Here is a 15,426-nt window from a genome sequence, read left to right on the forward strand (position 1 = left end):
ATAACGCAGCGCCAAACCTGGTTATCCTAGACCCCACCAATTACGTTTGTCTGAAAGGATACGGTTTGTGCAAATTTACCCCTGAGCCGACTAGACTCAGCTTTGGGGAAAGATGGCACATTTCCTTCGCCCAGCAGTGAACAGCAGTCTCAATACAATTTATAACTCAGTACGATCAGACCTATAGCCAGCAAGGAGCGTGCCTATGTTTGAAAGATTTACCGATCGGGCCCGACGAGTCGTAGTGCTTGCGCAGGAAGAAGCGCGCATGCTCAACCACTCGTACATCGGTACCGAGCACATCCTGCTCGGGTTGATCCACGAAGGTGATGGCGTGGCAGCCAAAGCCCTACAGTCCCTCGATGTCTCCCTGGGCGCAGTGCGCGAACAGGTTCGAGAAATCATCGGCCAGGGTCAACAAGCCCCATCCGGCCACATACCATTTACCCCACGTGCCAAAAAAGTCCTAGAACTATCGCTGCGTGAAGCACTGCAGCTGGGCCACAACTACATTGGCACCGAGCACATCCTGCTGGGTCTGATTCGTGAAGGCGAAGGCGTTGCCGCCCAGGTTCTGGTCCAGCTTGGTGCTGACCTGAACCGTGTTCGCCAGACTGTTATCCAACTGCTGTCCGGTTACCAGGGCTCCGGCGAGTCCGAAGGCAAAGAAACCGCCGGTGTCTCACCGTCCGGACAAAGCCAGGGCCAGCCAGCCGGTTCGGTAGTGCTAGACCAGTTTGGGCGCAACCTGACTGCTGCTGCACGTGAATCCAAACTTGATCCTGTTATTGGCCGTTCCGATGAAATGGAACGCGTCATGCAGATTCTGTCCCGGCGCACCAAGAACAACCCGGTGCTGATCGGTGAACCAGGTGTTGGTAAAACCGCCGTCGTCGAAGGTCTGGCACAAGCCATTGTGCGCAACGACGTCCCAGAGACGCTGAAAGACAAACAGCTATACACCCTGGATCTGGGTTCGCTGGTTGCAGGTTCCCGTTACCGTGGTGACTTCGAAGAACGCCTGAAAAAGGTGCTCAAAGAAATCCGTACCCGTGGTGACATCATCCTGTTTATCGACGAGATCCACACCCTGGTCGGTGCCGGTGCCGCAGAAGGCGCCATTGACGCCGCATCGATTCTCAAACCGATGCTGGCCCGTGGTGAACTGCAAACCATTGGTGCAACCACTCTGGACGAGTACCGTAAGCACATTGAAAAAGATGCGGCCCTGGAACGTCGTTTCCAGCCAATTCAGGTGGATGAGCCATCGGTTGAAGACACCGTAGAAATTCTGCGCGGTCTGCGTGACCGTTATGAAGCGCACCACCGGGTGTCGATCACCGACGAAGCGCTGCAGGCAGCAGCCACCATGGCTGACCGCTACATCTCGGATCGCTTCCTGCCGGATAAGGCCGTTGACCTCATTGATGAGGCCGGTGCTCGGCTGCGCATCCAGCGCATGTCGACCCCGCCAGAAATCAAAGAATACGATGCCCGCATCGAACAGGTTCGCCAGGAGAAGGAAGCCGCCATTGACGGCCAAGACTTCGAAGGTGCCGCCTCACTGCGTGATAAAGAGCAACAGCTCCAAGACGAGCGCAATACCAAGGAACGCGAATGGCGCGAAGAAGCAGCCACCGGCATTGCCGAGGTTGACGAAGATCTGATCGCCGAAGTGCTGTCCAAGTCGACCGGTATTCCAGTCTTCCGCCTGTCGGAGACCGAAGCCGAGCGTCTGCGCAACATGGAAGACGAACTGCACCGTCGCGTTATTGGCCAGGACGAAGCCGTCAAATCCCTGTCACGTGCGATCCGTCGTACTCGTGCAGGTCTGAAGGATCCAAACCGTCCAACCGGTTCGTTCATCTTCGCCGGCCCGACCGGTGTTGGTAAGACCGAACTGGCCAAGACCCTGGCTGAATTCCTCTTCGGTGACGAAGACGCCCTGATCACCCTGGACATGTCAGAATTCCAGGAAAAGCACACCGTCTCGCGGCTCTTCGGTGCCCCTCCGGGCTACGTCGGCTACGAAGAAGGTGGCCAGCTGACCGAACGGGTTCGTCGTCGTCCATTCTCCGTTGTGCTGTTTGACGAAGTTGAAAAAGCCCACCAGGACCTCTTCAACTCGTTGCTACAGATTCTGGAAGAAGGTCGTCTGACCGACTCGCAGGGTCGCGTCGTGGACTTCAAGAACACCGTGATCATTATGACCACCAACCTGGGTACCCGCGATATCTCGCGTGGCGTCCAGACCGGTTTCCAATCGATCTCGGACACCCAGACCGGCTATGAGCGCATGAAGGCTACCGTTCAGGAAGAACTGCGTCAGCACTTCCGTCCAGAGTTCCTCAACCGTGTGGACGACGTCATCGTCTTCCCACAGCTCACCAAGGACGAGATCGTCGAGATTGTCGACCTGTTTGTGGCCTCCCTCCAGGATCGTCTGACCGAACAGAACCTGAGCATCGAACTCAACGATGCCGCCAAGGAACTGTTGGCCACTCGCGGTTACGACCCATCCATGGGTGCCCGTCCGCTGCGCCGTACCGTTCAGGACATGCTCGAAGACAAACTGTCTGAGAAACTGCTCTACGGTGAAATCCCAGCGCAATCGCACATTGCGGTTACCACCTCGGGCGAGGGCAAGGACGCCATCCTGGAATTCGAGATCATCAAGAAAACCGAATCCATCGAAGCCCCACCAGAACGTGAGGCCATCGAAGCAGGTAGTGACAGCTAACCGCATACGATAACTGACAACGCCGGCATCCTCCTTGTGAGGGTGCCGGCGTTGTCGTCTGTGCCAAAGTCCAAGGACGCCGCAATACATGTCAGAAGGACAACCGGGTGGCGTACAGTAGATACACCACATTCCCCGGGGAGCCGTCACGGCTGAGAGTGCGCACCGCGCAGACCCGAATACCTGATCCGGATCATGCCGGCGGAGGAAGGGCTTCATGACTTCACCTACCCACACCACTGACTCGATCGCGCAACCATTTGCGTCAACTATTCCCTGTGCGGCAATGATCTTTCCGCCGCTGTTTCAATTTGCGGGCGCCTGGCGGCACCCTGGCAATAGAACCGACTGGTTACGCACCAGCTTCTGGACAGACCTCGGGCGTCAATTAGAAGCCGACGGCTACGACATGCTGTTCGTGCCGGATGCAATGGCAATGGCACGTGGCCACGATGGCACCACGGACGCGGTCATCTCGGTGGGTGCCAAGGGCGGCATTTACTTGGACCCGATCACGGTCATGTCCACAGTCGCCGCGGTGACCACGCAACTGCGTTTAGGGTGCACACTGTCGACATCGTTCGTGCCGGCCTACGACATTGCCCGAAGAATCGCGACCCTGCACCAGCTGTCGGGTGGCCGTGCGGCATGGAATATCGTGACCTCGGTTTATGATTATGAGGCGCAAAACATGGGCTTACCGCGCCTGGAACCCAAAGCTGACCGCTACCGCAAGGCGGATCGGGTGACACAGGAAGTACTGGAGCTGTGGCAATCCTTCCCCGACGAAGCCCTGTGGATGGATACCGAAACCGGCAGGTTCGCCGATCCAACACGCATTCAACCAACTGGTGACGGCGTTGGTCCGCTGACCTTACCCGGTGACGTTGAGGGGTACCGGCCGATGCTATTACAAGCAGGGGCTTCACCCACTGGCTTGGATTTCGCTGCCCGGTGGGCCGATGCCACGTTCATGGTGGCCGCAAATGGCGCCCAGGCCCAACAGGTCCGTGCAGATTTGCGTGCCCGGGCCGCTCAAGCGGGCCGCGACCCCAACACCATCACCACGCTGATGGGCGTGCAACCAATCGTTGCAGAAACTCAAACCGCAGCCGAGAATAAACTCCAGGAACTCCAAGACCTGATTGAACCGGCAGAGTCGTGGCAGGATCTTGCCACGTTGTTTCGAGCTGATCCGAACGATTGGGCGCTGGATGACTCGGCGGCAGACTTCCTGGCGGCCCAGCGTGGGGCAACCGGAGCAGAAGGCTTTGAAAATATTGTTGCCGAAATCGTCCAGGACGGTGCCTCAACGGTCGGAGAACTCGCCGTTTTAGGCGCCATTGCACAGTTTAAGCCGCTGTTGGTAGGTACCGCCGAGTCCGTTGCCCAGCAGATGCTAGATCTCGTTGATCACGGGGCAACCGATGGGTTCATGATTATGGGCACCGTCGTCCCGGACTCGTTTAGCGATTTCGCACCGGTCATTCGCCTGCTCAACGAAGCCACGAAGTCACCCGGTGCACCAAGTGTCGAGCCGCAAAACTCCCTGGCCCGATAACTGACTACAACGCGTCGGCCACCACTGTCAGGATGTGGTCGGCGAGTTCGGCCGGACGTTCAAATACGACGGCGTGCCCTGCGTCGATGGAGACAAACTCAGCATCGGCGATCGCTTCGGCAAGCTGCAGCTGATGGCGGATCGGCACCATGATGTCCTGTTCGCAACCAACGACCAGGGTATGAGCCGAGATACGACCCAGCACCCCGGCGATGCTAATGCTCCGGTTCAGCTCCATCTGCTTGGCCCCAAAGACGGTTGTGGACTGCATATTGGACACGATGCGACCCACCTGCTCATCCGACATGGAGGCAAGGTAGGTGCCGCTGAACGCTGCCAGTACATCAAATTGTGCCAGTGCTTCAGGATCTGTCGCAGCAAGATGTGCCGACAGGTGGTTTCGCAGCAGCTGCTGGTTATCGGTTTTCACCCACCCGGCAATAAGTACCAGGTTGCTGATCAGTTGCGGCTGTTGTGCGGCAACCAGAGATGCAACGACAGCCCCGAGCGAATAGCCGACCAGAGTGATTCGATGCTCGTGCAATTGTAATTGCTCGATGACTCCGAGAACCTGATCCACCAGCTGCTGGGTCTCCAACGTTTCTGTGTCTGGGTCAGTCCAGTCCACCCCGACGACGCGATGGTGCTGAGCCAGCATCGGATACAGATGGGTGTAGTGCGTGTCGGTGGTTCCACCAGTGCCGTGGACCAAGACGATCACCTCATTGCTACCGTGGTCATCTTGGGAATCAACAAAACTGACTTCTAGGTATTCTGCGGCGTCGGGGGTCATGGTGCTCCTAGGAACGATCAGAAACGGTGGCGTGGAGTGCTTGCATTGTCGATGCAGCGTATCCCGAGCCGAATAACAACACGTGAACTAACAGTGGCACCAGTTGGAAAACCGGGATACGTTGTTGCCAGCCGGCTGCTAATGGGAAAATCTGTTCGTAATTTCTCATCACGGCAGGACCGAAACCACCAAATAGGTGCATCATGGCGATGTCTTGTTCGCGATGGCCCCAATGACACGAGGGATCGACGAGCCAATTAACGCCCGCGGCATCAATCATGCGATTTCCGGCCCAGAGATCTCCGTGCACCACGGTCGGGGGCTCTTCAGGGCCAAGATGGTGCGGTCGAATGGCACTTGCGAGTTGCGCAGCCTCAGCTGCCAGGAGTCCGGTGCTTATCGCCTGCTGTGTTAGCGGCAGGATCCGGTTGAGGACCAACTACTCATATAATGTGGACGCCGGTTGCAGATCGATCGGTGCGGCACCTAAAAACCAGTGGGCAACACCATCGAGCGTGCCGAATTGCTGCCCCGGTGCAGCCGAGCGCTGACCGGCCAAATGAAGCTGTGCCAGTTCCTGACCGAACTCGGCCTCTGCATCGGTGGTTGTTCGTCCAGGCCCTTAGGTGTCAATGAGTTCAAGAACCAGCTGGTCGTCGGTCACCTCAAAGACCCTGGGCACTCTGGCACCCAGTGCGCCCAGGGCTTGTAGCCCGGCGGCCTCAAAGGCAAAGAATCCTTCGGGCGCGCCGGTCAGTGCCTTGCGGAAAGCAGCAGTGCCATCGTCAAGGCGAATGATCGAGGTGCTACCGGTTCGGCTCATTTGCCGCCGTAGCGCTGCAGGACGGTTTCGAGACTGTTCTCTTGAACCGCTTGGACTAGCCCACGCGCGGCGTCTTCAATTTGGTCATACATGGCGATGAAAGCGTCCTCTGGATAGCCATACGGATCGGGCACGTTGGCAATGCCATCAGCCTCGACGGTGGACCCGAAGGCACCAAAACGTACGATCTTGGCGCGCTGGTCACCGTTGTGGGTCAGAGCGAGGATGTTTTCCAGGTTGGAGTCATCCATGGCAAGCACCAGGTCGACTTCGTCAATATGTTGCGCGGTGATTTGGTCCGCCACCGAGACGAACTCATACCCACGTTCGGTGCCGACTTTCCGAGTCAAATGGTGGGCGTCTTTTCCAATGTGATAGTCGGCTGTACCTGCAGACCGTACTTCGGCGTCGATGCCAGCTTTGGATAACTCGTGGATCAGCACAGATTCAGCGGCAGGGGAGCGGCAGATATTTCCAAGACAAACAGTCAGAATCTTCATACCCACCATTGTGCGGACAAATTGCTGCGTTGTGCCATCTATGTGGACAGATGTCGGCAACCAGCGTAGTTGTTGAGTCGAATTGAGCTATCAACGGAGTGTTTTTGGGCTGATTCGCTGTCAAATATGCCCAGACAGTACAGTTGGTTAAATGGACATTCGCATCCGCCCGGCCCGGACACCAGACGTACCGATCATTCGCTCAATGGTCCAACCACTTGCAACTGAGCGCGTGCTGTTGGATAAAGACAAGGTCGCCTACTATGAGGCAGTCCAAGAGTTCCTCGTTGCGGAAAATGACGACGACGAGATCCTGGGGTTTGGTGCGCTACACGTGATGTGGGAGCATTTGGCCGAGGTTCGCACTCTAGCTACTGCTGATGAACATCAGGGCCGTGGTGTCGGTGGTGTTGTCCTCAACGCGCTGCTTGAAAAGGCAGCAGCTCTAGGTGTCCAACATGTTTTTTGTTTGACGTTTGAGACATCATTTTTCCAACGCCACGGTTTTGAAATCATGGAAGATCAAACCGTGCTGGATCCCGACGTATTCAACCAGTTACTGCGCTCAACCGATGAGGGTGTGGCCGAATTTTTGGATCTGGCACGAGTCAAACCCAACACCCTGGGGAATACTCGGATGATTATTGATCTGGACAACCGCCGCTGAGGCGCATTGAAGCAATAGGCGCCACTTCTGCAACACCATCAGGTGTAGACCGGCACTGATCCACCGGTCTACACCTGCTGGCGTGCATTATTCTTCGATGACGTAGCCTGACTCCAAGGCCTCGCCGTAGCGTGGTTTGCCCTTGGCTACTCGTCGTTTTTCTTGCCCTTTTTCAAACAGCAAGTACAGTGCTGGAATCAACACCAGGGTCAGGGCAGTAGAAGAAACCAGCCCACCGATCACGACTATGGCTAAGTCCTGACTGATGAAACCGCTAGATCCGGTGAAACCAAAGGCCATCGGGATCAACGCGAAGATCGTAGCGAGCGCGGTCATCAGAATGGGGCGAAGTCGCTGTCTGGCCCCATTGAAGATGGCTTCATTGAGACTCTGCCCCTGTACCCGGTACTGATTGATCAGGTCGATCAGCACAATCGCGTTGGTCACCACAATACCGATGAGCATCAGCATACCGATCAGTGCTGAAATGCCCATTGGACGGCCCGTGACCAGCAGCAGCGCCAGTGCACCGGTTGCTGCAAATGGGATGGAAACCAGCAAGATCAGCGGCTGCATCAGTGACCGGAAGGTCATGACTAATAGCAGGAAGACAATCGCAATTGCCACCAGCATGGCAATGCCCAACTGTTCGAAGGACTCCTGTTGCATTTCGGCGACCCCGCCTACCGAAGCTTCCGTGCCTGCCGGGAGCTCAAGGGCATCCAAACGTTCTTGGACTGCTTCGGTTACCGGGCCAAGCTGGCCTTCGGCCGGGGTCAAGGAGACCGTCGCTACCAGATCACCATCCTGGCGTGACACTGAGGTAGCAACCTTGACTTCGTCAATCTCGGCTAATTCATCTAGGCGCACCATACCTGTTTGGGTGGGCAGCTCAAGCGCACGTAGGTCGCTTACAGTCTCGGGGGCGGGGCCGGATTCCACATAAATGTTGAACTCTTCGCCATCCATGGTGACAGATCCAACGCTTTGCGGGGACAGGATGCCAGCTACCATTCCCAAAACTTGCATCTCGGAGAAACCGTGCTCCATGGCTTCGGTCCGGTTGACTGCAATGTGAACAGTGGGTTGTTCCGGAGCCAAATCACTGGACAACTCCGAAGCATCTGGGATGCCTTCTAGTGCATCGTAAACAAGCTGGGTGGCTTCGGCGAGATCTGCCTCGTCATTACTGTGTACTTGGACATCCAAGGAGCCACCGAATCCGCCCATTGCTGCAGCGTCCATCAATGAAATCTCCCCGGGAGCTTCCAGGTCTTCTAATTGGGTGCGGATGGTGTTTTGCAGTGCCGTCTGGTCAGCTGAAACATCTGTGTTGACGATGTACGTCGCCGTACCACCAGAGCCGCCCATCATCGCCGCCATATCGGCGTCACCACCGCCCCCGGTTCCGGCCATGAGCATGACGTCTTCGACACCATCGATACCCACCAGCGCGTCTTCGACAGTTTGTGCACCTTCGGATATGGTTTCCAGATCGGAACCGGGCTCAAACTCTTGGTTCACCATGACCATGTTCTGGCCGGGATCACCCAAAAAGTCGACTTTCATAAACGGCACCATGGCCACGGTAATGCCCAACAGCACAATGGAAGCCACCACGGTAAGAACCGGGCGTTTCTGGGTACCGCGCAGAATTGGCACATACGAACGCTGCAGACGGCTGCGGCGTTCCTTTTCTTCTGCTTCGAAGCGCACTGCTTCACGATCAGCGACGCCCTGGGGTGATTTGATAAACCAATAGGACAGTACCGGCACAATGGTCAGCGCTACGAGCAGCGACGACAGCATCGCGATGGTCACGGTCAGCGCAAAGGGCGAGAAGAGCTCGCCGACCATGCCACCAACCAGCGCGATCGGAAGGAAAACGGCCACGGTAGTCAATGTGGACGCTGTGATGGCACCGGCGACTTCACGTACCGCGGTCAAAATGGCGCGGATCTTTTCTTCACCGTAGGCAAGGTGTCGCTTAATGTTTTCGATTACCACGATGGAGTCGTCAACCACCCGCCCGATGGCGATGGTTAAGGCACCTAGGGTGAGCATATTGAGCGAGTACCCGCCCAAGTTCAGCCCCAGGAAAGTTACCAGTACAGATAATGGAATCGATATCGCGGTGACCAGCGTGGAACGCACAGACAGCAGGAAAATCAGAATCACTGCGACGGCGAAGAGTAGCCCCAGGGCGCCTTCGATCGCTAGGTTCTGAATGGACTCTTCAATGAAGGGCGCCTGGTCAAAGACCACCGTCAAATCCAGTCCGGAGATTTCTTGAGTCAGTTCTTGCATCGCATCATTGAGCGCATGGGACACTGCCACAACGTCAGCATCTTGCGTCGCAGTGATGGAGATCGACAGGGCTTGTGCACCATTCATGCGGGTGATGGAGGTCTGTTCTTCGGTTACCCGTTCTACCGCTGCCACATCAGCAATCGTGACCACTACGTTCTGCTGGGCTGATTCATCGGGTGCAGCCAACTGGTCAAGGGGAGTAGCGGGATCCATGCCCGGGCCAGCTTGCGGTGGGGTTTGGCCGGCCAGCGGGAGCGTTTCGATGTCTTCTAGTGAGGCAATCGGTGTGCCGCCGTCCACGGTGAGGGTTGCGTCGTCGCTGTTGACACTGCCCAATGGCATGGTGATGCCATTTTGTTCAAGTGCATCACTCAGCGACTGCGAGGTCAGACCATGCTGGGCCAGTGCTTGTTGATCCGGGGTGATTTCGATCCGCTGGGTTGCGGCACCACTCGTCTGGGCTGCACGCACGCCTTCGATGCTTTCAAAACGGGGCACCACCGTATCGGTCAGTGTTGCTGAAAGTTCAGTCGTATCTTGTTCGGCAGATGACGCCGTGAGGTAGATGACTGGAATATCCGAGGTGCTTCCGGCCATTACGGTTGGTTCGGCGTCATCTGGCAGGCTCAACGCTTCCAGTGCGCTGTCCACCGATGAACTGAATTCATCGGCGTCAATACCGTATTCATAAGCGATGGTGATCATCGACATATTCGGTGAGGAATCCGCGATCACCTGCTCAACGTCGGCCAGTTCGCCCACGGCCTGTGAAATAGGTTCACTGACCTGCTCGTCCACGACCTCAGGGCTGGCACCGGGAACAACCGTGATGACGCTGATCTGGGGTAATTCAATGGAGGGGATCAGCTCTTGTTTTAGCTGGGTCATCGAGAACAAACCAGCGACGGCGATAAATAAAGTCAGCAGCGCAACCAGTGCGCGGTTCGCCAGACTAAAGCGTGCAAAACGAGTCAAAACAACACCACCGAGATTGGGGGAAACAATACACAGGTAGCAGAAGCGACCCGAGCCAAGGTAAAGCTTAGCTTGAGGCTATGTAAATTGCGAACTGACAGTTTTCATCCAACATTGGGTAGTCTCAAGGTGTGGAAACTACCCAGGATATGCACCGCAACAGACTCATGGCGGAACTCACCCAACTGCGCCATGAGCTAGAAGCTTCCGTGATCCCACAGGTTATTGAATCAATGTTGTCGCTGCGCTTGACTATGCAACAGGTCAAAGTCTTGAGTATTTTAGTGGTCGAACCGGATGGTAGCTCGATCCGTCAGTTGGCAAAGATTTTGGATGTTTCCTTGGCTACCATGTCGGGGATTGTGGAGCGGTTGGAAACCCAACACATGGTCGAGCGCGTTCCTGACCCACATGATCAACGAGTCCGCCGGGTACTGGCCACGTCATTAGGTCGTGAAACGATTCGCAAGCTGATCAGTTCTAATCAGGAGCTTGAATATGCTCAGCTTGAGAAGTTGGCTGTAGAAGATTTGGCTGCTCTGGTGCAGGGTGTCCGTGCGGTAGCCAAAGTTATGCAGCGTAGCGAATAATCTCAATTTTCGGTGCCAGGCAACGCCAGAACCTCATGCTTCAGTGTTGCTAGCCCATCAGCAACTAATCCGTTGAGTGCACGATTCCACTGCGTATCTTCGGGAACATGTCGGCCCAGTCGGCCTGTTGCCTCCACGGTGGCCTGTAAATGTACGACGTCGATGGCCCCTTGAGCGCGCAGCACACCCATAATCGCCCCGCGCACCTGCCGGTCTGACCCATTCCACGACTGGGTCTTGGCAACGGTCGTAGGCTCTGGCTTGCCGGCCGCAACCCAGGCGCACTGATCCAATACCGGACATTCTTGGCACTTGGGTGCCCGTGCAGTACAAATCAGCGCGCCTAGCTCCATGGTGGCCACATTCCAGGTATTGGCTTGGGCAACACCGTGTTCCGTTGTTGTCTCGGGCATCAGCGTGGCGGCCAGTCGGCGTTCAGCCGCGGTTAGGCTCGGGGCGGCGGCGCCGTCGCCGGTAAAAATTCGGGCGTGCACCCGGCGCACGTTGGTATCAATCACCACTTCGGGAATCCCAAACGCAAATGAGGAGACAGCGGCCGCCGTGTATTCCCCAATGCCCGGCAGTGCTAAGAGTTTTTCGGGATCGGCGGGCAGCACGCCGTCATGATGTTCGACCACCGCTTTGGCCGTTTCGTGCAGCCGCAGTGCCCGGCGCGGGTAGCCCAGCCGCCCCCACATGATCAACACATCGGCCGGTTCAGCCGCGGCCAGTTCGGCCGGACCTGGCCAGCGCTGCATCCAGGCCAGCCAGGGCTCCCACACTCGCGCAACTTGGGTTTGTTGCAGCATCACCTCGGAGACCAGCACGCCCCAGGCGGTGGTGTCTGGTTGTCTCCAGGGCAGTTTTCGGGCGTTTTGCGCGTACCAGTCGAGAATGCGGGTACGCACCTGGTGTAAGTGGGTGTCGTTGAGTTGGTCGGTGGCAGATGACATAGACACCATGGTAGTGCCAGGCGATATTTGCCAGTGTCCATGGCTAAACTTGGGATTATGTCTGATCAGCAACTTCCCCCGCAGCAGCCACGTCCCCGCAAGATTCCACCGCATATTTTGCGCCGTCGGCGCATCGTGGCGGTCATTATTTTGTTAATTCTTCTTGCCCTGATCGGTTGGGGCATCTGGGCTTTGATCGGTTTGTTCTTGCCCGATGACGATGATCAGGCCACTCCGCAGCCCACGGTCACTGAAACCGCCTCGCCGTCGCCGGAAGAATCCGAGGAGCATGACGACGAGCAGAGTGCTGATGCGTGTGATCCACAGATGCTCACGGTTACCGGTGGCACCGATCAGGATTCATATGGTCCCGATGAGATCCCGGAGTTTACGCTGACGGTTACTCATGATGGCGATGTGCTGTGTGATGCCTCCCTGGGCTCAGATCAGCAGAGTTTTGTGGTCGAGGATGCTGATGGTGAATTCGTGTTCTCCACGCGCGCCTGCCAGGTTGATCCGCAGGAGCAGATCGTGGAGATGGAACCGGGCCAGTCCGAAGAGGTCACTTTCGAGTGGGAACGCGTTGGCACCGATGAGGACTGCGAGACGATCATCGACGAGGTTGAACCCGGTGAATATCAGTTGGTTGTCGCGATGGGGGAGCGCGAGGCCGAACCGGTCACGTTCGAACTCGAAGAAGACTAATTATCCCATACGTCGTCGGGACTGAGCTTGATGACGTCGGCGAGTTTCTGACCGGCTGACGGCCGCGGTGGTGGCCGAAAAGCTGGGTCGAAGATTGCGGTCATCGCATCACCCAGCGAATCGGTTTGGACCACACGCATGCCTTGCGGAGTGGTCAGCTCGTCTTCTTTTGGCACGATGGCGTGTTTGAATCCCAGCCGGAAGGCCTCTTTGAGACGACGTTCCATACCGGTTACCGGGCGCAGCTCGCCGGCCAGTGAAATCTCGCCGATTACCACCGTGCTGCGCGGTAGTGGGGTGTCACTGCGCGACGACAAGATGGCAGCAGCCAGGGATAAGTCGGCGGCCGGTTCGTGAACGGTAATACCTCCGACCGTGGAAGCATACACGTCCTGATTGGTCATATCGATTTTGAAATGCCGCGACAAGATGGCCACGACCGTATTGAGCCGGGATTGGACCAGCCCCGTCACCACGCGTCGCGGTGAACCGCCGCCGCTGGTGGAGACCAGCGCCTGGACTTCGGTCATCAGTGGTCGATGCCCATCCATTGCCACGGTGATCGCCGTACCGGGTGCCGGCGTGGCAAACGTGTTGATAAACAGCCCGGAGGGGTCATCGATTGATTCAATGCCGGAGTCGCGCATTGAAAAACAGCCGACCTCGTCGGTGGAGCCGTAACGGTTTTTGACCGAGCGAATAAAGCGCAGCTGCGAGTGGCGGTCACCGTGGAATTGGCAGACGACGTCGACGAGGTGTTCCATGGTGCGCGGTCCGGCAATGCTGCCCTCTTTGGTCACGTGCCCAACCAGAATGGTGGCGATATTGTGGCGTTTGGCCAACCGGATGATGCTGGCGGTAACCTCTTGGATCTGCATTCGACCGCCTGGCGTGCCGTCAATGGCCGATGATTGGATGGTCTGTACCGAGTCGATGACCATAAAGTCTGGCAGAATCTGTTCGATCTGCCCTAACACCTGACCAAGATCCGTTTCTGCACCCAGCATCAGGTTTTTGTTCAGCGTACCGATGCGTTCGGCCCGCACCCGAACTTGGGCGGCAGATTCTTCACCGGTCAGATACAACGTTTTGCGCTGTTTGCCATCGGTGGTTCGGGTTGCGGCAACATGCCCGGCGATATCCAGGGCCATTGTGGATTTGCCGATACCTGGCTCGCCGGCCAGCAGAATGACAGCACCCGGGACCAGGCCCGAGCCGAGCACACGGTCGAATTCTGAGACCCCGGTGGGAAAACTCTCGGCGTGAGAGGCATCAACTTCGGTGATGGGCTGGGCCAACTCATCCACGGTCACTTGAGCTGCCGGGGTGCGTGTGGTGGCCGGGGTGACTCCGGCTTCTTCAATGGTGCCCCAGGCTTGGCATTCGCCACAGCGTCCCGTCCATTTTGCGGTCATCCAACCGCATTCGGAACACTTATAGGCCAGTTTGGTCTTTGATTTCGCCATGCCGCTAGCCTACTCGCCGGCACGGACACGATAAAGAAACTATACGTTGGGCAGATAGCTGGACGCTTCGTGATGATCCGAGCCGGTGGCCTCAATGAAATCGACCATCATCGGTCGGCACATCATCACTAACGCCTCACCGTGCAGGGTGTGGGCTCCCAAATTGCGCGGGGTAAGTTTTGTGGTTGCCGCCCCCAACGCATTTCGCGCCACCGATAACGACCGGTGTCGTCCCGGCGCCACTGGTTCAGCAACAGAACGTCCCAGAATACCTACCGCATCAGCGGCGTCAGAAAACCATACGGACATACGTTCCAGATCGTCGCCTTTCGGGCTCCTGGTATCAAATTCATCGATCACAGTAATCACTCGCCGAGCAATGATGCGTAGCGAACGGACTGCAAGGTCCGTCTTTTCCAAGGTGCGCGACATTTCTTGAAGATCTTGACGGGTTGAACGTTGCGTAGGGGAGTAGGTGGCAGTCTGATCGGCCTGCGAGATCTCTGCACGAACCGAATCAATCTTAGACTGCAGACCGCGCGCCTCAATGAGCGCTACCCAACCGCTGCGGGAGTCCTGTTCTTCCAAAGCACTGGATAATTCTCGCAGCGTTCCGGTGATGGAAGTGAACAATTCGCGCATACCCGCGACAGCTTCTTTTCGAAATGACACCGGCGTCAGCATGGTGATCGCAATAGCGATGACCCCGCCGATAACGGCATCCACGGAACGGCTCAGTGGCCCCTCTACGGGGATGGGCAACAGCACCACCAACACCGCTTGGATGGACATCTGGGTGGTGAAGATGACTCCGGAATCAATGAAACGAGCGAGGAGAATCGTGACAAAAACCACGATGACGCCTTGCCAGTAGCCCTGTCCGAGCAGGGCTTGTAAAGCATCACCCACCAGTATGCCTAATGTCACACCGATTGCTACCTCTAGGGCCTTGCGAATGTGGGGATCGCGCCCAAAACCTAGGGAAATTAATGCTGACGTCGCCGCGAAGTACGGCTCGCTATGACCGAAAACTATGGCTGCGAAAGCATATGCTGCTACCGCAGCAATGGCCGATGTTGCCGCAGGAATAAGTGCTTTTCGAGCGCGCCAAGCACCCGACCGGAATCTGGAGGAGAGGAATTTTTTGACCTTCTGCCAACCCTTAGGTTCCGGGGTTACCGGTAACGGGGTTGTATGCATGCGTTCAGCCATGCTCTTATCCTACGAGGTGGATTAAAAATGTCGAAAAAACGCGGTGCTAATAAACGTTAACCCTCCGTTAATCTTTCGACAGCCAGCAGGTTACCTAGCCTGCGTAGCTTCTGTGATTAGTCGGGCCACCA

The 15,426-nt window shown here is 56.8% G+C and carries 13 protein-coding genes and 1 riboswitch; of the genes, 5 read left to right on the forward strand and 8 right to left on the reverse strand.

The genetic code is table 11. From position 1 onward, the window contains the following. Positions 1-205: 205 nt before the first annotated feature. Positions 206-2,740, forward strand: a complete 2,535-nt coding sequence (locus A6F49_RS09015) for an ATP-dependent Clp protease ATP-binding subunit (protein ID WP_043058157.1) — start codon at positions 206-208, stop codon at positions 2,738-2,740. Positions 2,741-2,866: 126 nt separating this feature from the next. Beyond that, positions 2,867-2,967, forward strand: a riboswitch (TPP riboswitch). Further along, positions 2,958-4,301: an NtaA/DmoA family FMN-dependent monooxygenase gene (locus tag A6F49_RS09020; RefSeq protein ID WP_052504908.1), complete on the forward strand. Its 1,344-nt coding sequence runs from the start codon at positions 2,958-2,960 to the stop codon at positions 4,299-4,301. Its footprint overlaps the riboswitch before it by 10 nt. Positions 4,302-4,305: 4 nt before the next feature. On the opposite strand, the gene A6F49_RS09025 is transcribed toward A6F49_RS09020, so the two are convergent. The 4 genes from A6F49_RS09025 to A6F49_RS09040 form a co-directional block, all read right to left on the reverse strand. Beyond that, positions 4,306-5,094, reverse strand: a complete 789-nt coding sequence (locus A6F49_RS09025; RefSeq protein ID WP_043058158.1) for an alpha/beta fold hydrolase — start codon at positions 5,092-5,094, stop codon at positions 4,306-4,308. A gap of 7 nt (positions 5,095-5,101) precedes the next feature. Then, positions 5,102-5,533, reverse strand: coding sequence for a fructosamine kinase family protein (locus A6F49_RS17725; protein WP_052504909.1), 432 nt, complete (start codon positions 5,531-5,533; stop codon positions 5,102-5,104). Positions 5,534-5,716: 183 nt separating this feature from the next. Continuing rightward, complete coding sequence (locus A6F49_RS17730; RefSeq protein ID WP_052504910.1) at positions 5,717-5,917, reverse strand: hypothetical protein; 201 nt, start codon at positions 5,915-5,917, stop codon at positions 5,717-5,719. Next, positions 5,914-6,417, reverse strand: coding sequence for a low molecular weight protein-tyrosine-phosphatase (locus A6F49_RS09040; protein ID WP_043058159.1), 504 nt, complete (start codon positions 6,415-6,417; stop codon positions 5,914-5,916). Before A6F49_RS09040 ends, A6F49_RS17730 begins: the two co-directional genes overlap by 4 nt. A gap of 151 nt (positions 6,418-6,568) precedes the next feature. On the opposite strand from A6F49_RS09040, the gene A6F49_RS09045 reads away from it, so the two are divergent. Continuing rightward, positions 6,569-7,084, forward strand: a complete 516-nt coding sequence (locus tag A6F49_RS09045; RefSeq protein ID WP_043058160.1) for an amino-acid N-acetyltransferase — start codon at positions 6,569-6,571, stop codon at positions 7,082-7,084. 87 nt (positions 7,085-7,171) lie between these two features. Here the strand turns inward: A6F49_RS09045 and A6F49_RS09050 are convergent, their stop codons facing one another. Continuing rightward, on the reverse strand, positions 7,172-10,369 hold the full coding sequence (locus tag A6F49_RS09050) for an efflux RND transporter permease subunit (RefSeq protein WP_043058161.1): 3,198 nt from the start codon (positions 10,367-10,369) through the stop codon (positions 7,172-7,174). A gap of 131 nt (positions 10,370-10,500) precedes the next feature. Between A6F49_RS09050 and A6F49_RS09055 the strand changes: the two genes are divergently transcribed. Further along, entirely contained in the window at positions 10,501-10,959 is a 459-nt protein-coding gene (locus tag A6F49_RS09055) for a MarR family winged helix-turn-helix transcriptional regulator (protein ID WP_150119440.1), read from the forward strand. Positions 10,960-10,961: 2 nt separating this feature from the next. On the opposite strand, the gene A6F49_RS09060 is transcribed toward A6F49_RS09055, so the two are convergent. After that, the gene (locus tag A6F49_RS09060) at positions 10,962-11,912 is read right to left on the reverse strand and encodes an A/G-specific adenine glycosylase (RefSeq protein WP_201120279.1); all 951 of its coding nucleotides are present in this window, start codon (positions 11,910-11,912) and stop codon (positions 10,962-10,964) included. 57 nt (positions 11,913-11,969) lie between these two features. Between A6F49_RS09060 and A6F49_RS09065 the strand changes: the two genes are divergently transcribed. Continuing rightward, a complete protein-coding gene (locus A6F49_RS09065; RefSeq protein ID WP_150119441.1) occupies positions 11,970-12,617 on the forward strand; it encodes a hypothetical protein in 648 nt (215 codons plus the stop codon). Here the strand turns inward: A6F49_RS09065 and radA are convergent. Both radA and A6F49_RS09075 read right to left on the reverse strand, forming a co-directional pair. Then, positions 12,614-14,083: a DNA repair protein RadA gene (radA, locus tag A6F49_RS09070; protein ID WP_067605725.1), complete on the reverse strand. Its 1,470-nt coding sequence runs from the start codon at positions 14,081-14,083 to the stop codon at positions 12,614-12,616. The genes A6F49_RS09065 and radA overlap by 4 nt on opposite strands. A gap of 39 nt (positions 14,084-14,122) precedes the next feature. Further along, positions 14,123-15,295: an FUSC family protein gene (locus A6F49_RS09075; protein ID WP_043058165.1), complete on the reverse strand. Its 1,173-nt coding sequence runs from the start codon at positions 15,293-15,295 to the stop codon at positions 14,123-14,125. Positions 15,296-15,426 lie beyond the last annotated feature (131 nt).

The organism is Enteractinococcus helveticum (assembly GCF_001657475.1).
Classification (GTDB): Bacteria; Actinomycetota; Actinomycetes; order Actinomycetales; family Micrococcaceae; genus Yaniella; species Yaniella helvetica.

Excerpts from the sequence above, each read along its gene's own strand:
- A6F49_RS09015 (WP_043058157.1), top strand. The coding sequence starts at position 206 with ATGTTTGAAAGATTTACCGATCGGGCCCGACGAGTCGTAGTGCTTGCG.
- A6F49_RS09075 (WP_043058165.1), bottom strand. The coding sequence starts at position 15,295 with ATGGCTGAACGCATGCATACAACCCCGTTACCGGTAACCCCGGAACCT.
- A6F49_RS09065 (WP_150119441.1), top strand. The coding sequence starts at position 11,970 with ATGTCTGATCAGCAACTTCCCCCGCAGCAGCCACGTCCCCGCAAGATT.
- A6F49_RS17730 (WP_052504910.1), bottom strand. The coding sequence starts at position 5,917 with ATGAGCCGAACCGGTAGCACCTCGATCATTCGCCTTGACGATGGCACT.
- A6F49_RS09025 (WP_043058158.1), bottom strand. The coding sequence starts at position 5,094 with ATGACCCCCGACGCCGCAGAATACCTAGAAGTCAGTTTTGTTGATTCC.
- A6F49_RS09045 (WP_043058160.1), top strand. The coding sequence starts at position 6,569 with ATGGACATTCGCATCCGCCCGGCCCGGACACCAGACGTACCGATCATT.
- A6F49_RS09020 (WP_052504908.1), top strand. The coding sequence starts at position 2,958 with ATGACTTCACCTACCCACACCACTGACTCGATCGCGCAACCATTTGCG.
- A6F49_RS09060 (WP_201120279.1), bottom strand. The coding sequence starts at position 11,912 with ATGTCATCTGCCACCGACCAACTCAACGACACCCACTTACACCAGGTG.
- A6F49_RS09040 (WP_043058159.1), bottom strand. The coding sequence starts at position 6,417 with ATGAAGATTCTGACTGTTTGTCTTGGAAATATCTGCCGCTCCCCTGCC.
- radA (WP_067605725.1), bottom strand. The coding sequence starts at position 14,083 with ATGGCGAAATCAAAGACCAAACTGGCCTATAAGTGTTCCGAATGCGGT.